Annotated in this window: 21 protein-coding genes; 11 read left to right on the top strand and 10 right to left on the bottom strand. The window is 51.4% G+C overall.

What is annotated here, in order from left to right:
• Positions 1-28: 28 nt before the first annotated feature.
• From KHS78_RS02570 to KHS78_RS02590, 5 genes are all read right to left on the bottom strand, one after another.
• Positions 29-751: a hypothetical protein gene (locus KHS78_RS02570; protein WP_211824868.1), complete on the bottom strand. Its 723-nt coding sequence runs from the start codon at positions 749-751 to the stop codon at positions 29-31.
• A gap of 203 nt (positions 752-954) precedes the next feature.
• The gene (metF, locus tag KHS78_RS02575) at positions 955-1,815 is read right to left on the bottom strand and encodes a methylenetetrahydrofolate reductase [NAD(P)H] (protein WP_211824869.1); all 861 of its coding nucleotides are present in this window, start codon (positions 1,813-1,815) and stop codon (positions 955-957) included.
• An 81-nt stretch (positions 1,816-1,896) separates the two neighbouring features.
• The gene (gene ahcY / locus KHS78_RS02580) at positions 1,897-3,291 is read right to left on the bottom strand and encodes an adenosylhomocysteinase (protein ID WP_211824870.1); all 1,395 of its coding nucleotides are present in this window, start codon (positions 3,289-3,291) and stop codon (positions 1,897-1,899) included.
• Between the two features lie 125 nt (positions 3,292-3,416).
• On the bottom strand, positions 3,417-4,580 hold the full coding sequence (gene metK, locus KHS78_RS02585; protein WP_211824871.1) for a methionine adenosyltransferase: 1,164 nt from the start codon (positions 4,578-4,580) through the stop codon (positions 3,417-3,419).
• 22 nt (positions 4,581-4,602) lie between these two features.
• Entirely contained in the window at positions 4,603-5,625 is a 1,023-nt protein-coding gene (locus KHS78_RS02590) for an ArsR/SmtB family transcription factor (protein ID WP_211824873.1), read from the bottom strand.
• Positions 5,626-5,835: 210 nt separating this feature from the next.
• Here KHS78_RS02590 and KHS78_RS02595 point away from each other — a divergent pair, with 210 nt between their 5' ends.
• From KHS78_RS02595 to KHS78_RS02605, 3 genes are all read left to right on the top strand, one after another.
• Positions 5,836-6,537 (top strand): glutamine amidotransferase-related protein, encoded by a 702-nt coding sequence (locus tag KHS78_RS02595; RefSeq protein ID WP_211824875.1) that lies wholly within the window; start codon positions 5,836-5,838, stop codon positions 6,535-6,537.
• Between the two features lie 261 nt (positions 6,538-6,798).
• Positions 6,799-7,833, top strand: coding sequence for an acyltransferase family protein (locus KHS78_RS02600; RefSeq protein ID WP_211824876.1), 1,035 nt, complete (start codon positions 6,799-6,801; stop codon positions 7,831-7,833).
• Complete coding sequence (locus tag KHS78_RS02605; protein WP_211824879.1) at positions 7,814-8,704, top strand: hypothetical protein; 891 nt, start codon at positions 7,814-7,816, stop codon at positions 8,702-8,704. The genes KHS78_RS02600 and KHS78_RS02605 overlap by 20 nt, the downstream gene beginning before the upstream one ends.
• On the opposite strand, the gene KHS78_RS02610 is transcribed toward KHS78_RS02605, so the two are convergent.
• The gene (locus tag KHS78_RS02610) at positions 8,705-9,568 is read right to left on the bottom strand and encodes a hypothetical protein (RefSeq protein ID WP_211824881.1); all 864 of its coding nucleotides are present in this window, start codon (positions 9,566-9,568) and stop codon (positions 8,705-8,707) included.
• A 232-nt stretch (positions 9,569-9,800) separates the two neighbouring features.
• Here KHS78_RS02610 and tkt point away from each other — a divergent pair, with 232 nt between their 5' ends.
• Positions 9,801-11,807, top strand: coding sequence for a transketolase (gene tkt, locus KHS78_RS02615; RefSeq protein WP_211824883.1), 2,007 nt, complete (start codon positions 9,801-9,803; stop codon positions 11,805-11,807).
• A 311-nt stretch (positions 11,808-12,118) separates the two neighbouring features.
• Entirely contained in the window at positions 12,119-12,547 is a 429-nt protein-coding gene (locus KHS78_RS02620) for a hypothetical protein (protein WP_211824885.1), read from the top strand.
• A 56-nt stretch (positions 12,548-12,603) separates the two neighbouring features.
• On the opposite strand, the gene KHS78_RS02625 is transcribed toward KHS78_RS02620, so the two are convergent.
• Positions 12,604-13,164 carry a DUF4136 domain-containing protein gene (locus KHS78_RS02625; protein WP_211824887.1) on the bottom strand — a complete coding sequence of 187 codons (561 nt, stop codon included), beginning with the start codon at positions 13,162-13,164 and terminating at the stop codon, positions 12,604-12,606.
• 254 nt (positions 13,165-13,418) lie between these two features.
• On the opposite strand from KHS78_RS02625, the gene KHS78_RS02630 reads away from it, so the two are divergent.
• Genes KHS78_RS02630 through KHS78_RS02640 form a run of 3 tightly spaced genes read left to right on the top strand, consistent with a single transcriptional unit; the run spans position 13,419 to position 15,474 of the window.
• Positions 13,419-14,084 carry a TIGR00266 family protein gene (locus KHS78_RS02630; protein WP_211824889.1) on the top strand — a complete coding sequence of 222 codons (666 nt, stop codon included), beginning with the start codon at positions 13,419-13,421 and terminating at the stop codon, positions 14,082-14,084.
• 4 nt (positions 14,085-14,088) lie between these two features.
• A complete protein-coding gene (locus KHS78_RS02635) occupies positions 14,089-14,769 on the top strand; it encodes a TIGR00266 family protein (RefSeq protein ID WP_211824891.1) in 681 nt (226 codons plus the stop codon).
• Between the two features lie 12 nt (positions 14,770-14,781).
• Positions 14,782-15,474: a TIGR00266 family protein gene (locus KHS78_RS02640; protein WP_211824893.1), complete on the top strand. Its 693-nt coding sequence runs from the start codon at positions 14,782-14,784 to the stop codon at positions 15,472-15,474.
• 238 nt (positions 15,475-15,712) lie between these two features.
• On the opposite strand, the gene KHS78_RS02645 is transcribed toward KHS78_RS02640, so the two are convergent.
• A complete protein-coding gene (locus tag KHS78_RS02645; protein WP_211824895.1) occupies positions 15,713-16,084 on the bottom strand; it encodes a group I truncated hemoglobin in 372 nt (123 codons plus the stop codon).
• 146 nt (positions 16,085-16,230) lie between these two features.
• Between KHS78_RS02645 and KHS78_RS02650 the strand changes: the two genes are divergently transcribed.
• Both KHS78_RS02650 and KHS78_RS02655 read left to right on the top strand, forming a co-directional pair.
• Positions 16,231-17,250 carry a type I glyceraldehyde-3-phosphate dehydrogenase gene (locus tag KHS78_RS02650; protein WP_211824896.1) on the top strand — a complete coding sequence of 340 codons (1,020 nt, stop codon included), beginning with the start codon at positions 16,231-16,233 and terminating at the stop codon, positions 17,248-17,250.
• A 102-nt stretch (positions 17,251-17,352) separates the two neighbouring features.
• On the top strand, positions 17,353-17,853 hold the full coding sequence (locus KHS78_RS02655; protein ID WP_211824897.1) for an ATP-dependent zinc protease family protein: 501 nt from the start codon (positions 17,353-17,355) through the stop codon (positions 17,851-17,853).
• A 20-nt stretch (positions 17,854-17,873) separates the two neighbouring features.
• Here the strand turns inward: KHS78_RS02655 and KHS78_RS02660 are convergent, their stop codons facing one another.
• Entirely contained in the window at positions 17,874-18,092 is a 219-nt protein-coding gene (locus KHS78_RS02660) for a hypothetical protein (protein ID WP_211824898.1), read from the bottom strand.
• 25 nt (positions 18,093-18,117) lie between these two features.
• Complete coding sequence (locus tag KHS78_RS02665; RefSeq protein WP_211824899.1) at positions 18,118-18,561, bottom strand: host attachment protein; 444 nt, start codon at positions 18,559-18,561, stop codon at positions 18,118-18,120.
• A 241-nt stretch (positions 18,562-18,802) separates the two neighbouring features.
• Here KHS78_RS02665 and KHS78_RS02670 point away from each other — a divergent pair, with 241 nt between their 5' ends.
• Positions 18,803-19,966, top strand: a complete 1,164-nt coding sequence (locus KHS78_RS02670; RefSeq protein ID WP_211824900.1) for a phosphoglycerate kinase — start codon at positions 18,803-18,805, stop codon at positions 19,964-19,966.
• Positions 19,967-19,994 lie beyond the last annotated feature (28 nt).

Here is a 19,994-nt window from a genome sequence, read left to right on the forward strand (position 1 = left end):
TCATCATGAAGGGTGATTTTCATATATCTTAAGCATCTATCATATGAGCAGCAGGGAAAGGTGCTGTATTTTCTAGATCATATCCGCGTTTTTTAAAAAACGTCCTTTCACTCTCAGAAAGAGGGGTTTTTTTCGAGTACAGATACTGATCTGCTGACCTGTTGTTGTTGCTGCACCAGTTATCAAATTTTTCGACCAGCAATTGAGGGCCTTTAAATGGCCACAGCAGCGGACAGCATACGTCACAGCACAGTCTGCAACCACCTTTCTCCGTCTCACCCAGTTGATCCGCCGCAATTCTGACTTGAGATGCATAGGTTTCTAATGAATGTTCTGGCTTAACGCCCATATGGTTTTCGACTAAAGGACTACGCATATCTTCACAGTGGTGTTTATGGTGGGTTGCAACCAGATAGATGGACCAAGGAAGCAATAATGTGCAGCCCAGAACAAAAACAGCAGCTCGTGCAATCGGGCGAATGACGTATTTCATAAGGCATTTCCCAAAACCCCGACAGCAGTTCTTGAAGCTCCATTCGTTAAATGTGCGGTGATAGGCATCTGCATCCGCTTGAAACTTGACATCCCTCCCTCCCATCTGTGGAGATAGGTTTGTTTTAGACTGGCCTTTATTTTGTCTGTGTTGAAATTCGCCAGTTGTATTTTGACCTTGTGGTCGTTGAAGCTTTCTAAGCTCATTGACAGTGTTAAATGAGGGCGAGCGTTTCATCTCAGTCATAGAGCTTGCCATAATTGATAATTCCCCTTTGATAACAGGCCAATATGTGTTTCGAATGGTGGCAGTGTGTTGCACCAATATACTGCTGTTGAGAGGAATGGTTCATAACTGAGTGGTTAGAATTGTTATCAATGGTTTTATTTGAAGCGGCAGGAAATGGGCAAGAATGGAAAGCACTTCTGACTGAGACAGAAGTGCTGAAGTGTTTATAGAAGCTAGACAGTCAAATTATTCCAAATCTTCAAACTGGGTTCAGCGTTATTCAGCGTATAGAAATGAAGTCCCGGCGCACCACCAGCCAGCAGGCGTTCACAGAGTCGTGTAATCACTTCCTCCCCGAACTGGCGAATACTGGCGGAATCATCGCCATAGGCTTCCAGCTGCTTGCGGATCCAGCGGGGAAGTTCAGCGCCGCAGCCGTCAGAAAAGCGGGCCAGTTTGGTGAAATTGGTGATTGGCATGATGCCGGGGAGAATGGGAATCTCGATACCCAGACCGCGGCAGCGCTCTATAAAGTAGAAATAGCTGTCAGCATTAAAGAAATACTGGGTAATGGCGGATGAGGCGCCAGCCTTCACCTTACGCTCAAAATTCTGGAGATCCACTTCCATGCTGTGCGCCTGTGGGTGCACTTCCGGATACGCGGCCACCTCGATATGGAAATGATCACCGGTTTCGCTGCGGATAAACTCGACCAGCTCATTGGCATATTGCAGGTCACCGCTGTTGAAGCGACCCATGCCGGACGGAAGATCGCCCCGTAAGGCGACGATACGCTGAATGCCATCCTGCTGGTATCGGGTCAGCAGCGTACGAATGTCTTCTTTGCTGTCGCCCACACAGGAAAGGTGGGGGGCGGTTGGAATGGACGTCGTTTCCCGGATGTTATAGACCGAGTCGCGGGTGCGGTCCCGTGTAGAACCACCCGCGCCATAGGTCACCGAGAAGAATTCCGGGTTAGCGGCTGTCAGCTTCTGTGCTGTCGTGAGCAGTTTGGCTGCGCCCTCTTCCGTCTTCGTGGGAAAAAACTCGAAGCTCACTGTCGGGGAGCTGGATGTGGCTGCTGATGTTGTCATGTTCGCTGCTCTGCTCGTATTTTTTAAGGTCTTTATGGGCAGATGGCGCGCCCTGACGGACGCGCCTTATGAACGACGATTTTAATATTTGTAGTCGTCGCTCTTGAAGGGCCCGTCGACCGGTACGCTGATGTAGTCTGCCTGTTCCTGCGTCAGCTGGGTGATAACCCCGCTGAACCCTTCCACCATGTAACGGGCCACTTCTTCGTCCAGCTTCTTGGGCAGGACGGTGACCGTGATTTTTTCTGGTTTCTCGGCAGCTGGCAGGTTGGCAAAACCGGCCTCATACAGGTGAATCTGTGCCAGCACCTGGTTGGCAAAGGAACCGTCCATGATCCGCGAAGGATGACCGGTGGCATTGCCCAGGTTCACCAGTCGGCCTTCGGAGAGAAGCAGCAGATGATCATTCTCGGCACGGTTGCGATAGATCTTGTGCACTTGGGGCTTAACTTCTTCCCACTCCCAGGTTTCACGCATGAAGGCGGTATCGATTTCGGTATCAAAGTGACCGATGTTGCAGACGACACAGCTGTTTTTCAGGTATGTCAGGATGTGGCGGTCACAGACATGGACATTACCAGTGGTTGTCACCACCAGATCGATAGTCGCCAGCAGCTCCTTGTTGATGCATTCGGCGGTGCCGGTATTCATACCATCGTTATAGGGTGAAACAACCTCGAAGCCGTCCATGCAGGCCTGCATGGCACAGATAGGATCCACTTCGGTGACCTTAACGATCATACCTTCCTGACGCAGGGAGGCAGCGGAACCCTTACCCACATCACCGTAACCGATGACCAGCGCTTTCTTACCGGCCAGCAGGTGGTCTGTGGCGCGTTTGATCGCGTCGTTCAGTGAATGACGGCAGCCGTATTTGTTGTCGTTCTTGCTTTTGGTGACAGCGTCGTTCACGTTGATGGCAGGTACATGCAATGTACCTTTTTCCATCATTTCCAGCAGGCGGTGAACACCGGTGGTGGTTTCTTCAGAAATACCGTGAATAAGGGTCAGTAATTCCGGGTATTTCTCATGCAGCAGCAGGGTCAGGTCGCCACCGTCGTCGAGCACCATGTTAGCGTCCCAGAGCTCGCCTTCTTTCTGGATGGTTTGTTCAATACACCACCAGAACTCTTCTTCTGTCTCTCCTTTCCAGGCAAACACAGGGATACCGGCGGCAGCGATAGCGGCGGCGGCATGGTCCTGGGTGGAGAAAATGTTACAGGATGACCAGCGAACTTCGGCGCCCAGCTCCACGAGGGTTTCAATCAGGACGGCGGTCTGGATGGTCATATGAATACAACCCATGATCCTGGCGCCTTTCAACGGCTGCTGGTCACGGTACTTGTTTCGAATGGCCATCAGTGCCGGCATCTCGCCTTCGGCAATCTGGATTTCCCGGCGGCCCCATTCCGCCAGGTTGATATCGGCGACCTTGTAGTCGCTGAAGGTTGCCACGGTGTTGAGGTTGGCGGTCATCGCTTTATCTCCTTTTACCCGAGCATTGGCTCTGGCGTTGTCATGTTCGTTGTATCGTTGTTTGTGTCGCCCGATGTTGTTGGGCGAAAAAAAAGCCGCAGCGGATAATCCATGCGGCTTTCGTTTTACAGTCCGGCGGCCTGCTTGAGTGCGTCGGCCTTGTCAGTGGCTTCCCAGGTGAATTCCTTCTCCTCGCGGCCAAAGTGACCATAGGCGGCTGTGGCCTGATAGATCGGACGTTTCAGGTCGAGCATCTGAATCAGGCCCCTAGGGCGCAGGTCGAAGTGTTCGCGCACCAGTTCGCCAATACGCTCATCGGAGACCTTGCCAGTGCCAAAGGTGTTGATGCTGATAGAGGTCGGGTCAGCCACACCAATCGCGTAGGACACCTGGATTTCGCAGCGATCTGCGAGGCCGGCGGCCACAATGTTTTTGGCAACATAACGGCCGGCATAAGCGGCGGAGCGGTCAACCTTGGACGGATCCTTGCCGGAGAAGGCGCCGCCACCGTGACGGGCCATGCCACCGTAGGTGTCCACGATGATCTTGCGGCCAGTCAGACCACAATCGCCTACAGGGCCGCCGATGACAAAGTTGCCGGTCGGGTTTATGTGGTAACGGGTTTCTGAGCTCAGCCACTCTGCGGGCAGAACCGGGCGGATGATCTCTTCCAGTACCGCGTTATGCAGTTCTTCCTGACTCACGCTGGGGCTGTGCTGGGTAGACAGGACGACCGCGTCAACTGCGACCGGCTTGCCTTCAGCGTTGTAGCGCAGGGTTACTTGGCTCTTGGCATCCGGGCGCAACCAGGGCAGTTGACCGTTCTTGCGGACTTCCGCCTGACGCTTAACCAGCTGGTGGGCGTAGTAAATGGGAGCAGGCATCAGCACATCGGTTTCATTGGTGGCGTAGCCGAACATCAGGCCCTGGTCACCGGCGCCCTGTTCATGGATGCTGGTTTCATCCACGCCCATGGCGATGTCCTGAGACTGTTTACCGATGGCATTGAGTACGGCTACACAGTCACCGTCAAAGCCCAGGTCGCCATTGTTGTAGCCGATGTCTTTCACGACCTGGCGGACCAGATCTTCAATATCCACATAGGTTTTGGTGCGTACTTCACCGGCGACGATGACCATGCCGGTCTTGACCATGGTTTCAACGGCTACGCGGGATTCCGGGTCATCCGTCAGCATGGCGTCGAGAATCGCATCAGAAATCTGGTCGGCGATCTTGTCCGGATGGCCTTCGGAGACGGATTCTGATGTGAACAGTGAATATTCAGCCATGTGCTCTGTGTCCTCTGAAAGGTTATTTATTGAATACGATATTGGATTGGGGGCGCCGGAAACAGCGCACCTGTATCTGGAAGCCGTTACGCAGCCCCAGGTATTGCGATTCACCGGTCGTGAGCCCTGCCGTTTGCGCCCACTCCGTCAGTTCTTCTTCCCGGAATCCCAGCCAGAGATCGCCGCAGGATTCCCGCACCCAGTGTTGGTCATGAGCACTGAGTTCACTGATGATCAGGCAGCCGCCGGGCTTCAGGATAGCCGCGGCATGCTGAAATATGGTTTCTGGTTTGGGAATATGGTGGAGAACCATATTAGCAATCAGGCAATCAACAGTGTGCGGGTAAGCGGTTAGCAGATCACTGGTTTCACCCAGGATGAATTCCACATTACCGAGTGATGCGCTGGTGGCCGTTGTACGAGCCTGATCCAGCATATCGGCAGAGTTGTCCACAGCCATGACTCGCCGGAACTGTTGCGACAGCGCGGGCAGGAAGTAACCTTCGCCGGGACCCAGTTCCAGTGCGGTGTCATGGGCGGGCAGCTGGATGCTCCCGAGCATGTCGAGCACTGAGCGAGCATAAAGTTCGTGCTCGGCGATCATTTCCTGGTGTCGACGGAATTCGTGGAAATGGCGGGCAAAGAAGACCCGGGACTGTTCGCCCCGCTGTGCCCGGATGTCGTCCAGGCGGGTTTGCACAGCCTGACTCAGCGGCATCACGTCAATGGCCTGAAACAGGGCGCGAATGTAATCGCCCAGGCTGTCCTCTGCCGGCGGCAGCGCACGACGATAAAAGATGGAATTGCCTTCCCGGCGGGTGGTGACCAGACCGGTTCTGGCCAGCACCTTCAGGTGGTGGCTCATGCCGGATTGCTTGCTGTCAAAGACAGCCGTCAGCTCCAGTACTCCCATGGACTCTGTGCGTAGTAACCGCAGAATTTCCAGACGCAACGGATCACCGGCCGCCTTGTTAAGGGCGGCCAGTGTTTGAAAGTCCTGTTCCCCTAAGGTTTGTGGGGATATTGGGGTAGCGGTTGCAGTCATGGGAGAAAGTCTATCAACGCATGCGAGCTATATCAAAATAAATTGATATAGATTTCGGAATTTCTCATTATTATGGCGGTCAAAGTGATTGAGCCGATAAGAAATAGTTGACGGCTGAGATCGATCAGCTTGTGATTAAAGGCAGGATGCGAAAACGGCAGGATTCCTGCTACAGGAAATCTGCACCTAACTGTTGGAGGGAACGAGCCTGTGAAACTGGGAATTCTTCAATGCGGCAGCTTTACCCCCGAGCTGGCCAGCGAATACGGTTCTTACCCTGAAATGATTGAAACCCTGCTCTCCAGCGCCGGGATTGAGTTGGAGTATGCGGTCTATACCTGCTTCGAAAACCAGTTCCCTGACAGCCCGGATGAGTGTGACACCTGGCTGATCAGCGGCAGTAAAAATGGCGTCTATGACCCGCTTGACTGGATAGCCCGCCTGGAAGGCTTTGTTCGAGACCTCTATAAAGCACAAAAAAAGACCATCGGTATCTGCTTTGGGCACCAGATCATGGCGCAGGCCATGGGGGGAACGGTAGAAAAATCGGACCGGGGCTGGGGGGTTGGGGTTGCCTTTAACCAGATGGCGCAGCGTAAGCCCTGGATGGAGCCCTGGTGTGATTCGATGGATCTCGCCTGTTTCCACCAGGATCAGGTTGTAGTGTTGCCGGAGGACGCTGAGGTTCTGGCGGGGAATGCGTTCTGTCCCTATTACATGCTGCAGTATGGTGATTGTTTTCTGAGTATTCAGGGGCATCCTGAATTTAGCCTGAGTTTTGTTCGGGCACTGATCGGCAGCCAGGATTTTCAGATTCCACACAATCGGATCCGTGAAGCATTGATCTCCCTGCAGGCGCCAGTCGACTCCGGCCGGGTAGCCCGCTGGGTGGTGAAATTTCTGGCTCTCTGAATCATCAGGAATGTCTCCATCAAAGCCTGTGGGTGTCACGCCCGAGCAGCAGGCTTTGGCCCTGCTGTTCTGACGCTTGTTTTCCTGTGAAATCCTAACGGTTTTACTCTCCCGTTAAGCAGGGTGCGATCAATTATTGAGGGTGAATGCCGATTCAAGTACTAATGACAGATCAAGTATTCGATACTGCTTGTCCGTCTGCTATTGAGCCTTCATGAGTCGTTTTTAACGAGGCTTGCGTAAACGGTTGGGGGGAACATTATGCAGGATAGGGAGTATCTCGTAGATCTGGCGCGCTTTATCGTGATGCTATTGATTATGCTGGGGCACTTTTTTGTCCTGCGCTATCCGCCGTTTACGATTCTCTCGTTTACTGTTCCCTTCTTTCTTGTGGCCAGTGGGTTTTACTCAGCAATGAGCTTTTCACAAAAAGCGGATCAATCCTTTTGGCGGCATGCTGGTACTTACTATATAAAACGATTTTTCAGGATCCTTCCGCCTTTTCTGGCCGTTATGCTGGTTGCCTCTTTCTTTTTCGCAATGAAGGATATCGGTTATAAATTATTGTTTGTTGCCAATATAAAGCAGTATCTGGATGTTGAATCCAAAGCAGCGTTTTTTCAAAAGTTTTTTGATTTTCACCAAAATGCTGACCACTTGTGGTATGTCAGTCTGCAAGAACAGTTATATTTTATCGCACCTTTCCTTTTTCTTTTGATACCAAGAGATCGAGTTATTTATTTCATCGCTGTGTTGATAGCGTTATCGGTTGTTATAAGAGAATTCCTTCTGGGTCAGTATGTTTATAGGATTTATGGCCTGATACTGCCTATCGCAATAGAATACTTTCTTTGGGGAAGCATCGTTTATCTCCTTGTGAATAAGAGAGCGGCATTCAAGACGCTTTGTCAGAAAATACTGCCTATTTCTGTGACATTGCTTGTTGTGCTCATTTATGCACAAATCACTTTGTTTGGATATACGTTGTATCACTTTGAAGTGACGTTTTTTCAAACGCCTATGGCTATTGTGCTTGCACTGATTTGTGCCGGTTTGTCATTTCAGGTTGGCAACAAGGTCGCATGTCGGACCTTTGAGTATTTAGGTTCGCTGTCATTTTCTATGTTTCTGGTACATCCATTTATTCAGTATGTCTTTATTCGCAGGCTGGACATGATGGATACCGCTGGGTTTGTTGCGTCCAGTGTTATTTCGATTCTGCTGGCGATTTTGATCAAGCACTTTGTTGAAAAGCCAAGTCATAAAGTACGGGATTATGTTCTCAAACGCATTTAGCAGCCTGATCCAGATACGGACGGTATCGGTTGTTATGGCCGCCTTGTCTGTTTTCGTTTTTGACTTTTTCACGTTGACATTTATTGTCACGATTCTGGCGTTTGCACATACCATTATTGGGCTCATGTACTCAAAGCGTCAGCTGCGTTATACGTTCTCATCGCGTTTTGGGGTGGCTAGCCTGCTGGTATTGATCACTGTTTCTCAGGTGATTGCGTATTATGACTGGCCCGGTATAACGCTGATTTTTGTGGTTCACCATATACTGACGGAACAATATATTGTCCAAAAATTTGATAAACAGTCTGAGCCAGGCGATTACCCTCTATTTTTCATTCGTTTAGTGATGAATGTGAGTGTCTGTGCCCCGTTTCTTGGGGCTGAGCTTGATATGTCTCTGCTGATCTTTGGTGCTTCTCTAGTGCTGTATATGGTCTATCTCATTGGTTTGAAGAAGCACCCAAACGCACTGGAGATGATCTGTTTCGAATGCCTGCAGGTCTTTTTACTGGTGGTATTTTTTTCAGAGTTTATGGTCTTTGCCTATGCCTTGCTGGTGTATCACTTTGTGTTCTGGTTTTTCCTGCCCTTATCTTTAATGAGCAAGCAAGAGAGGCGGGGCTACTATGGTTTGAATATTCTGTGGGTAAGCTTAATTGCCGGCTGTTATCTGTGTTTTTATTCAATTTATGGTGTTCAACCCCGGTGGGATGGTATTGACCCAAAACAGTGGATATTTGGCGATACGATTCCACTGTATTGGGTGGCATATACCCATATTATCCTGTCACTTCAGTTCTCAGACCTGAACCCAACGTGGCTCAATCGCCTGTTCCAGAAAGGTAGTGAATCTCCGGCGGTGAAAACCTGATCATTGATTCCTGGAAAGGCCCAGAATCGCTTTGCTGACCGCCTCGTGGTACCGCGTCATGGCGTCAGACTGGCGCAGGAGCAGGATGTAGCGGTCAACATCGTCTTCCGACAGTTTCCTTAGCAGAAACAGTGTAGCGGCAATGTTCATGTTGTGTACCTGGCGCCGGAAGTGACTGAGCAGTTCCTGCCGGGGTGGTGATGGGATTTTCATCTGGTCAAAGCTGGCTGGTAAGGCTTCATTGATCATCCGGATATTGCTCAGGATATCATCAGTCAGAAACTGGGCCTGAAGATCATCCAGATGAAGTGTCTGGACAACAATCTGAACCTGTTCCACCCGGTGCTTATCCAGCGGAATCCGGGATAACTGCTGGTAAAACGCACCCATTTCCACCTGTCCGGCTTCTGACATGATGTGTTGCTGTTCTTTCGCCATGGCTTCCGCCATGGGCTCTGCCATCCAGCGATGCAGGGTTTCCAGCTCCTTCAGGGATAGATGACTGGTCAGTGATGCGACAATCGCCTGCTCATAGCGCTCCAGGGTAATCTTGTCGCGGATCTTACGATCCAGGGCCTGCAGGAGGCGCTCCAATTCCTCATCATTGGCTTTGGCGCCCATAGTCTCACGGTAATAGTCGGTGAGGCCTTGGCTCAACTTGTCCTGCTTGTCCTTGAAGTAAAACTGGAACTGTTCGCTCAGATAAGTCTGCCGGTACAGGGATTTAGCCAGCGACGTCTTGAGGTCGTGTGTCAGGGCATCACGAGGGGCCGGAGCTGAAACTGCACTGTAAGAAAAGGAAAGTAAACCGAGAAATGCGGTGAAAACCGCAAATGATGACCATCTGACTGCTGAATACCACATCGTCCCTGACCGCCTTGACTGAGAACATTCACTAATCCAAGTCTAGTTGGTAGAGAAATGTGTTCGACGGGGCACGTTATTTTTGGCCCTTTGGGCGTAGTTTGTGAGCCTGTTTCGCCAGCTTTTCGTCGGTTTGTTCACGTTTGGCCGTGCAGGCTATACAATAGCGCTCTTTTTTCGCCCTGGCGCTCTACTCAGTCGCCGGAGAGTCTTCAATCGGAGCCAACTCGCAATGACAACCCGTCAAGACCGCGCCAACGCCATCCGCGCCCTGAGCATGGATGCGGTTCAGAAAGCAAAATCAGGCCATCCGGGTGCACCCATGGGGATGGCGGATATCGCCGAAGTCCTGTGGTGTGACTACCTGAACCATAACCCGGCCAACCCGGCCTGGGCCGATCGCGACCGTTTCGTCCTGTCCAACGGCCACGGTTCCATGCTGCTGTACTCCCTGCTCCACCTCTCCGGTTATGACCTGACCATCGATGACCTGAAAAACTTCCGCCAGCTGCACGCGAAGACCGCCGGTCACCCGGAACACGGCTATGCCCCCGGTATTGAAACCACGACCGGCCCGCTGGGTCAGGGTATTGCCAATGCCGTCGGTATGGCGACGGCCGAGAAGGTGCTGGCGGCGCAGTTCAACCGTCCCGGCCATGAAGTTGTGGATCATTTTACCTACACGTTCCTGGGTGATGGCTGCATGATGGAGGGTATTTCCCACGAAGTCTGCTCTTTGGCCGGTACCTTGGGTCTGGGTAAGCTGATTGCTTTCTATGATGACAACGGCATTTCTATCGACGGTGAAGTCGAAGGCTGGTTCACCGATGATACGCCGAAGCGCTTTGAAGCCTATGGCTGGGAAGTGATTGCTGGTGTGGATGGCCACAACCCGAGCGCGATCAGCGCCGCTGTGGAACAAGCACGCAGCAACCTCGACAAGCCGACCCTGATCTGCTGCAAGACCATCATCGGTTTTGGTTCCCCGAACAAAGAAGGCAAGGAAGCCTGCCACGGCGCCCCGCTGGGCGACGATGAAGTGGCGCTGACCCGTGAGCGCCTGGGCTGGAACTATGGCCCGTTTGAAATTCCTGATGCTATTTATGGAGACTGGAACGCACGTGAGAAAGGTGCTGCTGCCGAATCGGCGTGGAATGAACAGTTTGCCGCTTACCAGGCTGAATATCCTGAACTGGCAGCGGAATACCAGCGGCGTGTTGCCGGCGACCTGCCTGCAGATTTCGCTGAAAACGCGGCCGAATATATCCGTGAGTGTCAGGCCAAAGGCGAAAAGATTGCCAGCCGGAAAGCTTCCCAGAATGCTCTGAACGCGTTTGGTCCGAAGCTGCCGGAACTGCTGGGTGGCTCCGCTGACCTCGCCGGTTCCAACCTGACCCTGTGGAGCGATTCCAAGGGTGTGACCCGTGAAGATGCCAGCGGCAACTACCTGTTCTACGGAGTTCGTGAATTCGGCATGAGCGCCATGATGAATGGTATTGCCCTGCACGGCGGCTTTATCCCTTACGGCGCGACCTTCATGGTGTTCATGGAGTATGCCCGTAACGCAGTGCGGATGGCGGCGCTGATGAAGCAACGCGCCATTTTCGTTTATACCCACGATTCCATCGGCCTGGGTGAAGACGGCCCGACCCATCAGCCGGTTGAACAGCTGGCCAGCCTGCGTCTGACGCCGAACATGCGCACCTGGCGTCCCTGCGACACCATTGAGTCTGCCGTGGCCTGGAAATCCGCGATCGAGCGTAAAGATGGCCCGACGGCGCTGGTCTTCTCCCGTCAGGGATTACCGGCAATGGCGCGTACGGACGCCCAGCTGGCGGATGTTGAGCGTGGCGGTTATATCCTGAAAGACTGCGAAGGCCTGCCCGAACTGATCCTGATCGCGACCGGTTCCGAAGTCGAGCTGGCTGCCAAGGCGTATGATGCGCTGACCGGTCAGGGTCGTAAGGTGCGTCTGGTCTCCATGCCGTCAACGGAAGCGTTTGATGCGCAGGATATCGAGTACCGCATGCAGGTACTGCCGCTGGAAGTCCCTGCCCGTATCGCCATTGAAGCGGCTTCTGCTGATTTCTGGTACAAGTACGTCGGTATGGACGGACGCATCGTGGGCATGAATTCCTTCGGTGAATCTGCCCCGGCGGAAGATCTGTTCCGTGAGTTCGGATTCACGCTGGATAATGTGCTGGCGGTTGCGGATGAGCTTCTGACAGACTTCAGCTGATAGGCTAAATACCCGGCAGAGAGTCTCTGCTTTCTGCCGGGTATTCAAAAATCGATAAGATATTGTTCTCGTAGATGTTTAAATAACGCTCTGCTTAATAAAAACATTAATTTTTCTGGAAACCTGTCTTCCTGACAGATTTTTTATCTGAGAATTTGAACTTGTTAAATTTGTTATTGTCTTATGTCTAGGCGAGAAAATTTCTTTTATTTATAGATTTTTCACGTTTAACCCAAGAAGAAAAGGAGATTTATATCTTGGTTTCAATGGTTATGAAAAGATTGGTGTTTAATTATTCGTAGGAGTTTTTGATGTTTAAGAAAACCTTGATGCTATTTATGTTGCTATCAACTTTTAATGTTTACGCTGATGAACAGGCGAATGTTACTGTTAAACTCCCATTGGGGGCTGCCTTTATCAGTTATGTGAGTTATGCAAGTCAAAATGTACCCGCTGATTATACTAAAACAATGCTTGTAGGTAGTAGTGATAGCCAGACATTGAAGCTTGGAGATATTGTTCTGGTTGATACCTTGGCGTCTTTGAGTGACCATAAATGTGATTACTTTCAGGTGGTTAATGAGGGTAATGTAACAGTTAGCTATACAGGTGCTTCGTTTTATCCTGTATACAGTTTTGATAACGCTAGTGTATTAAATCTTGTTCATCAGAGTGGAACCAACTTTTTTAAGTCTTGTTCTCGCCCTGCTCTACTAAAAGATTCACTCTATGCTAATTGATCGTTGTTTCTGGAGGTGAAAGAGAAATTCCTATTTTCTCTTTCGCGATCTGATCGTTATTTGTTTTCCGAGTGAGGTGGAAATTCTGACAAAATATCAATTATTGATGAATTGATATGCTCCTTTTTCTCTCCTGGTGACATGGAACCGGTGATGCGATGACGGGCAACGCCCTGCCAGACCAGGTTTTTTGTCTTTGGATTAATCATGTTTAAGGTCAAATACCCTTCCTGATAGGTATCAATAATCGTTTCCGTGGGCCAGCTGCTCATCATCCAGGGGTAGGGATACCATGAAAAACCGGCGTTGTAGCGTGTTTCCTGCAGACGTCTTTTTTCCGTAAACCCCCAGCTAAGCAACATATCCGCATCTTTGGCTGCTACTTCCTTCAGCCCTTTTAGTACCAAGTCTTGTTCTACGGCGCGATGAATCCGTTGGCTCATAAAGCCATGAATCATACGCTCTTTGAATTTACCCTTGGGTTCCAGCCATGCCCAGGTTTTTAGACTGGACCAGTTGACCTGTGGGTCGTAATCCCAGTTAACCTGTGGCTTAACGGTACAGGCGGACAGTAATGTCAGCAATAGTAGAGCGGTGAGGGAAGAAGCCAGCTTCATGGAGGGTACTCCTGTCTGCATGTGCATCTAGGAAAGCGTTTGAAGTATAACGTAAGTTGTTTATTTCGCCCGATAAACAGTGTGGTTTCGATGGTTATGAAGCGTTATCGTTTAATAAACGACTAAAGGCTAATAAATCTTTTGCAATGGATGCTGCTTTCTCGTGATGAAATCAATGACAGTACTGTGGAAGCTGCCATATCATGTTTTGCATTCACTCGTTGAACGGTGTGACTGTAAGGAGCGACACAACCATGCACACAGAGATTAAGGGGGCGCCAGCCTTTGCCCATCTGGCGGTTGTGTTGGCGCCTGGCGAGTGTGTGATTGCTGAATCGGGTGCTATGTCGAGCATGGATGCCGAGCTTGCGTTGAAAGCAAGGATAAACGGTAACCCCTTCAGTGCGTTGATGCGTAAATGGCTGGGGGGGGAAACGTTTTTTCTCAGTGCGTTCAGTAATCCAGGCAGTGACAATCAACGTCTTGTTCTGGCGCGGACGACACCGGGTGATATTCGTGAAGTGTCGCTTAATGATGAATGTCTGTATCTTCAGGCAGGTGCTTTTCTTGCCTGTACCGACGGTATCAGGATTGGGCTCAAGTGGGCGGGATTTACGTCCTTTCTAGCACGGGAAGGGCTGTTCAAGATCGCTGTGAGTGGTACCGGCAGGGTCTGGTACGGTGCCTATGGGGCGCTGTTGGAAAAAGACGTCGATGGCGAAATGATTGTCGACAGTGGTCATCTTGTTGCGTACGGACCAGGGCTAAAATTGAAGTTACGCCTTGCCGGTGGGCTGTTTTCCAGTTTCTTTGGTGGTGAGGGGCTGGTGATGCGGGTGGTTGGCAAGGGCCGGATCACACTGCAAACCCGAAGCCTGAGCGGGTTGGCCGACTGGTTGAATCCAAAACTCCGGGGATAATGCTATGGATGTCGTATTAGAACATGGACCCGGGAATGCCGTTGCCCGACTGACGCTGTCGCCAGGGGAAGCCTGCACCGTAGAAGCCGGTGCCATGATTGCCATGAGTGGCAATATGGCGGTGACGACGACCACTCATAAGAAAGGGCAAGCCGGCCTGTTCAAGGCGATGAAGCGCATGGTGGCCGGAGAATCCTTTTTTCTGAATCACTTTGAGCCGCAACAGACGGCTGGTGAAGTCTGGCTGGGCACGACACTGTCAGGCGATATGCTGTCGCTGGATCTGGACAGTGGCCTGGTTGTACAGGCAGGTTCCTTTGTGGCCTGTGAGCATTCGGTAGATATGGATCTTGGCTGGCAGGGAATTAAAAACCTGGTCTCTGGTGAGAGCCTGTTCTGGCTGCATCTATCTGGCAGAGGCAAGTTGGTACTCGGTGCGTTTGGTGCCATTTACCCTGTGGATGTCGATGGGGAGGCACTGGTGGATACCGGCCATATTGTCGCATTCGACGACACCCTGGACTTTTCCTTGAGCAAGGCCGGTGACAGTTGGCTGCATTCCTGGCTGGGGGGAGAAGGTCTGGCCTGCCGGTTTAAGGGGCGTGGTCGGGTCTGGTGTCAGTCGCACAGTCCATCAGGGTTTGGTCATCGCCTGACTCCCCTGTTACGGCCAAGAAAAGCCTGAGGAAAACGTATCATGGCAGCAGAACAGATGCAGGGCTATCCATTTACCCTTACCGGCCAACCGGATTACAGCTTCCTGACCGTACAGGTGCCAGCCAATGAAACGCTGAAAGTTGAAGCCTCTGCCATGGCGACGATGGACAGCCATATACGGATGAAGACAAAACTCCGTGGTGGCATTGGACGGCTGATGACCGGTGAATCGCTGTTTATCAATGAATACACGGCGGCAGACGCCAGTGGTGAAATCGGGATTGCACCGGGCTCACCCGGTGATATGGCGCATGTGTTTCTAAATGAGGAATCGATCTATCTGCAAAGTGCCGCCTTTGTGGCCGCCACTGCAGGGGTTGAGATTGAAACGAAATGGCAGGGACTGACGCGAGGGTTTTTCTCCGGGGAATCCCTCTTTTTGATTCGTTGTCGTGGGCAGGGTGACCTTTGGTTCAACACCTATGGGGCGATGATTGAGCTGGATGTCACGGAGGATTATGTGGTCGATACTGGCCATATTGTTGCCTTTACCGACGGGCTTGATTACGAGATCAGTAAACCGGGTGGCTATAAATCCCTGTTTTTCTCAGGTGAAGGATTTGTCTGCCGTTTTTCCGGGAAGGGAAAGGTCTGGATACAAACCCGGCAGGCCAGCGCCTTGGCCGCATGGGCGGAACCGTTTAGACGGATAATCAAGAAGAAAAAGGATTGATCTGAATGATTCAGACATTGTCAGCAGTCACCTTGCAAAGTAACGCTGCCAGGTGTTTGATGGATAAATAATCAAGTGTATGAATCTGCAAATATTAACAAACTGTCGTGATGTGTCCGGTGACCGGGCACATCCTTTGATCTTGGAGGAAAGAGAAAGAAAAAAGCGGTAAGAGCAGATGGTGCGTTATGTTTCTTCTCAGCGCTTGAATACTGAATTTTGTGTCATCTGATACGAATTAATTGTCTGTTGAGTCGCTTACCACACTTTCTCTGACATCCTCAATAATGGCCATCACTTCATGCTGCAGTTTGATTTCGATGCCGATTTCGGTAAGCGTCTCCTGAAGCAGCCTGACCAGTACGTTGAAATCGTGATTCGAGATGTTAAGTCCGGCATGGATTTCTTTCAAAGAGCGGCGTTCGGATGGTGATTGCCCACCAAAAGCCCGGGTCATGAAAGAAACCTGTTTTCGCGTCAGGCTTTCGATATCCATGTCTGCAAAATAGTGGCTGATCACCGGGTCGTTCTGCATTTTTTCATAAAGCCGGTGCATGGCTTCAAACAGTGTGGAGTGTCCGCCCAGCCGTTCATAGAGAGAATCTGCCATTACCCGCCCTGCCCTGTCCGGTTTTCTCTGTCCATTTACAGTTAGTCGGCTGTCCTGCTGAGAAAAAAAGCTTTTTTGAAAATAGCGGCTGATAACCTCGTGATATACTCCAGCCGGTGTTTATGAGGTAACGGGTACGGGCAGGTATGGCGTTCAGGCTGGCAATCAATGGGTATGGGCGTATTGGCCAGAGTGTGATGCGGGCCCTCTATGAGTGCGGCTATCGCGAGTATTTCCAGGTTGTGGCCATTAACGAGCTGGCGGATATCGCTACTCTGGCGTATCTCACCCGTTACGACACGACCCATGGCCGTTTTCCGGGGCAGGTGAGCCATGAGGGTGACTACCTGCAGATTAATGGCGATCACATTCGAGTGCTTAATGAGCCGGATCCTGCGCGGTTGCCCTGGCGGGAGCTGGAAATTGATCTGGTGTTGGAGTGTTCCGGCTCTTTCAAGGATCGTGACACAGCCCAGCAGCATCTGTCAGCTGGTGCCGGTCGGCTGCTCTTTTCACAGCCTGCCCAGGCGGATGTTGATGCCACGATTGTGTATGGGCTTAATCATGAAGACCTGAGTCAGACGCATCGGATTGTATCCAATGCTTCCTGTACCACGAACTGCATTGTGCCGGTGTTGCATCTTCTTGATCAGGCGTTCGGTATTGAGCATGGTGTTATCACAACGATCCATTCCGCCATGAACGACCAGCCGGTGATTGATGCCTATCATCAGGCCGACCTGCGCCTGACGCGCAGTGCTCTTCAGTCAATCATTCCGGTGGATACCGGGTTGGCGTTAGGGATTGATCGTCTTTTACCCTCGCTTTCTGGCCGTTTCGAAGCGCTTTCCCTGCGCGTACCGACCATCAATGTATCTGCTATGGATCTAACCGTTAACCTCACGAGCAATGTAACGGTTGAAATGATCAATGGTATTTTCAGGCAGGCTGCAGGCAGTGGACGGTTACAGGGCTTGCTCGGTTATACTGAAGAGCCCCATGCGTCGGTGGATTTTAATCACGACAGCCGGTCAGGGATTGTAGATGGCACCCAGACTCGCGTTAGTGGAGGACGTATGGTGAAAATGCTCTGCTGGTTTGATAACGAATGGGGATTTGCCAACCGTATGCTGGATGTTAGTCGTGTATGGCTTGGAGGGCGTTAGGTTGGCTGACAACGGTGTCAGGCAACACACGGTGAAAACCAGCTATGATTCTGTGTGATCTAACAACTCTAGCCTTTCTTCTATCTATATCTGGGGGTATTTATGCAGCGATGGTTACTGGTTTGTCTATCTCTGACGCTGGCAGCGTGCTCTACGGTTTCTGGTCCATTCAGTAATAAGCAGGTTGTTGGGCCGGTGGAGTATATTTCGATAGAGGAAACCGGTTTGACCTATCTTGCCCGGGTGGATACCGGGGCCGCAAAAGTCTCACTGCATGCGTGGGATATGGTCGTCCGCGATCCGGCGCCGGTCATGGATGATAATGTTGGCAAGACGATTCATTTCAAAACGTCGAATGAAGCTGGCCAGGTCATTGAAGCAGATGCCGAAATTGTAGATATCGTGAAGGTGAGAAGCTCTCACGGCGCCAAAATGCGCTATGTGGTTGAAATGAACCTTGCGTATCAGGGGCAGAGTAAACCGGTTGAGGTCAACCTCAATAACCGGGATACCATGACCTACCCTCTCCTGCTGGGGCGTAACTGGCTCAATGGTGATTTCCTAGTGGATGTGGAGCTGCCGGAAATCAAGCCAGAACAGTAAATCTGTTCTGGCCTTATAGGTTAATCGACCTTGAGGTTGCACTGTATATCGTAATACGCCGGGTCATGCCAGTGTTTGGTGATATGGGCCTTGCGTTTCTCAAGGCATTGATGAAGCCGGCTAAGGAAAGCCTGCTTGTCCTGATCGGATAATGTGGCGTCTTCCCTGACGCCCAGCCAGGCACTTTCTGCTTCCTGGAACTCAATATCCAGTTCTTCCAGTTCTCTGTAACGATTCATAGCGATTACCGCCCATGCTCAGGGTTCAGACGATACCGGACTGCGCCAGGAGGTGATCGACAATAGCGTTGTCACTCTCCTTGACCAGGTCTTTGTTGATGTGCTCGCCTTGGGGCACGTTCTTGCTGATTTCAGGCAGAATTTCACCCAGTAATTTGGGAGGAGCACACAGGCTGATAGTGTCGAACCGGTGAAGATCATAAGCATGGTTAATACAGGTGCCGATCATGTGGGCAAAGTTCTGGGATTCATGGACTTTCGGGGAAGCATCAGTGCCTACTGCGCGACTGGTGTGACTCCCTGAAGATGTAATGGTGTGTCCTGGCCCTGAAGAGACAAAAGCCTGGTTTTTCCACCTGCCCTCTTCGTGCTCGACCTCATCAATTAACGTCAACGTTTTTTTATGCCGGTCAAAATCATAAACTCTGGCTTCGCTGTTATCAGCGACCAGTACCCAGGTTGATGCCATGGGATGTACCTCTCATTGGTCTTTTGACCATCGACAGCGGATGTCAGAGCAAAGATAGTTCAAGACGCCTGTTGTCGCCTGTTGGCAGCATGAACAGCGTTGTTGTCGTGATCGCACCGTACAAAGGCTATGGTTTAATGACCCCGGAACATGACCGCCGGCGCACGCTTGTGGTAATGTCCGTGCCTTTCCGGCACATGTCTGAGCCGGCTTGTCAGAAGCTGTCGTAAGGAAGCCTGAGATGACCGTTCTGAAGATGACCGATCTGGATCTGAAAGGTAAGCGCGTTCTGATCCGTGAGGACCTCAATGTCCCTGTAAAAGAAGGACGGGTAACCAGTGATGCCCGTATTCTTGCCTCATTGCCCACAATTGAGCATGCCCTGAAGGCTGGCGCCAAGGTGATGGTGACCTCCCACTTGGGGCGTCCGGTAGAAGGCGAGTATGATCCTGCTTTTTCCCTGCAGCCAGTGGCGAATTACATCAGTGAAAAACTCGGCTGTGACGTTCCTCTGATCCGTGACTGGGTGGATGGTGGTTTCACCGTTGAAGACGGTAACCTGGTGATTTTGGAGAACGTTCGCTTCAATCCGGGCGAAAAGAAAGACGACGAAGCCCTGGCGCGTAAGATGGCAGCCCTGTGCGATATTTACGTGATGGATGCCTTTGGCACCGCGCACCGTGCCCAGGCCTCTACTCACGGTGTTGGCCTTTACGCGCAGGTAGCCTGTGCTGGTCCGCTGCTGGTGGCTGAGCTGGACGCCCTGTCCCGCGCGCTGGGTAATCCGGAACGGCCGATGACGGCGATTGTCGGCGGCTCCAAGGTGTCCACCAAGCTGACGGTGCTGGAGTCCCTCTCTGATATCTGTGATCAGCTGATTGTCGGTGGTGGTATCGCCAACACTTTCCTGGCAGCGGCAGGCTATTCAGTCGGCAAGTCCCTCTGCGAACATGAAATGCTTCCCCAGGCTAAGGCGCTGCTGGAAAAGGTCAATATTCCCCTGCCCCTGGATGTTGTTGTCGGCAAGGCATTCAGTGAAGATGCAGAAGCCACCATCAAATTGGTGGATGATGTCGCAGATGATGACATGATCTTCGATATCGGTCCCCAGACCCGTGAGCTGTTTGCCAATATCCTCAAAGATGCCCGTACCATTATCTGGAATGGCCCGGTCGGCGTGTTTGAGTTTGATCAGTTTGGCGAAGGCACCAAAGCCATGTCATTGTCGATTGCTGAATCCCCGGCGTTCTCCATTGCGGGTGGCGGTGACACATTGGCAGCTGTGGATAAGTATGGCATCAAGGACAAGGTATCCTACATCTCTACAGGTGGCGGTGCGTTCCTTGAGTATGTAGAAGGCAAAGTGTTGCCGGCGGTTGCGATGCTGGAGAAGCGTGCGAATTAATCTCTCTTTCTCATTGAGAGGCAGCAAC

The organism is Kistimonas asteriae (genome assembly GCF_018263925.1).
GTDB classification, from domain to species: domain Bacteria; phylum Pseudomonadota; class Gammaproteobacteria; order Pseudomonadales; family Endozoicomonadaceae; genus Kistimonas; species Kistimonas asteriae.

Bases quoted from the DNA above. Each gene is read 5' to 3' on its own strand.
- KHS78_RS02570 (WP_211824868.1), bottom strand. From the start codon at position 751: ATGGCAAGCTCTATGACTGAGATGAAACGCTCGCCCTCATTTAACACT.
- metF (WP_211824869.1), bottom strand. From the start codon at position 1,815: ATGACAACATCAGCAGCCACATCCAGCTCCCCGACAGTGAGCTTCGAG.
- ahcY (WP_211824870.1), bottom strand. From the start codon at position 3,291: ATGACCGCCAACCTCAACACCGTGGCAACCTTCAGCGACTACAAGGTC.
- metK (WP_211824871.1), bottom strand. From the start codon at position 4,580: ATGGCTGAATATTCACTGTTCACATCAGAATCCGTCTCCGAAGGCCAT.
- KHS78_RS02590 (WP_211824873.1), bottom strand. From the start codon at position 5,625: ATGACTGCAACCGCTACCCCAATATCCCCACAAACCTTAGGGGAACAG.
- KHS78_RS02600 (WP_211824876.1), top strand. From the start codon at position 6,799: ATGCAGGATAGGGAGTATCTCGTAGATCTGGCGCGCTTTATCGTGATG.
- KHS78_RS02605 (WP_211824879.1), top strand. From the start codon at position 7,814: ATGTTCTCAAACGCATTTAGCAGCCTGATCCAGATACGGACGGTATCG.
- KHS78_RS02610 (WP_211824881.1), bottom strand. From the start codon at position 9,568: ATGTGGTATTCAGCAGTCAGATGGTCATCATTTGCGGTTTTCACCGCA.
- tkt (WP_211824883.1), top strand. From the start codon at position 9,801: ATGACAACCCGTCAAGACCGCGCCAACGCCATCCGCGCCCTGAGCATG.
- KHS78_RS02620 (WP_211824885.1), top strand. From the start codon at position 12,119: ATGTTTAAGAAAACCTTGATGCTATTTATGTTGCTATCAACTTTTAAT.
- KHS78_RS02625 (WP_211824887.1), bottom strand. From the start codon at position 13,164: ATGAAGCTGGCTTCTTCCCTCACCGCTCTACTATTGCTGACATTACTG.
- KHS78_RS02630 (WP_211824889.1), top strand. From the start codon at position 13,419: ATGCACACAGAGATTAAGGGGGCGCCAGCCTTTGCCCATCTGGCGGTT.
- KHS78_RS02635 (WP_211824891.1), top strand. From the start codon at position 14,089: ATGGATGTCGTATTAGAACATGGACCCGGGAATGCCGTTGCCCGACTG.
- KHS78_RS02640 (WP_211824893.1), top strand. From the start codon at position 14,782: ATGGCAGCAGAACAGATGCAGGGCTATCCATTTACCCTTACCGGCCAA.
- KHS78_RS02645 (WP_211824895.1), bottom strand. From the start codon at position 16,084: ATGGCAGATTCTCTCTATGAACGGCTGGGCGGACACTCCACACTGTTT.
- KHS78_RS02650 (WP_211824896.1), top strand. From the start codon at position 16,231: ATGGCGTTCAGGCTGGCAATCAATGGGTATGGGCGTATTGGCCAGAGT.
- KHS78_RS02655 (WP_211824897.1), top strand. From the start codon at position 17,353: ATGCAGCGATGGTTACTGGTTTGTCTATCTCTGACGCTGGCAGCGTGC.
- KHS78_RS02660 (WP_211824898.1), bottom strand. From the start codon at position 18,092: ATGAATCGTTACAGAGAACTGGAAGAACTGGATATTGAGTTCCAGGAA.
- KHS78_RS02665 (WP_211824899.1), bottom strand. From the start codon at position 18,561: ATGGCATCAACCTGGGTACTGGTCGCTGATAACAGCGAAGCCAGAGTT.
- KHS78_RS02670 (WP_211824900.1), top strand. From the start codon at position 18,803: ATGACCGTTCTGAAGATGACCGATCTGGATCTGAAAGGTAAGCGCGTT.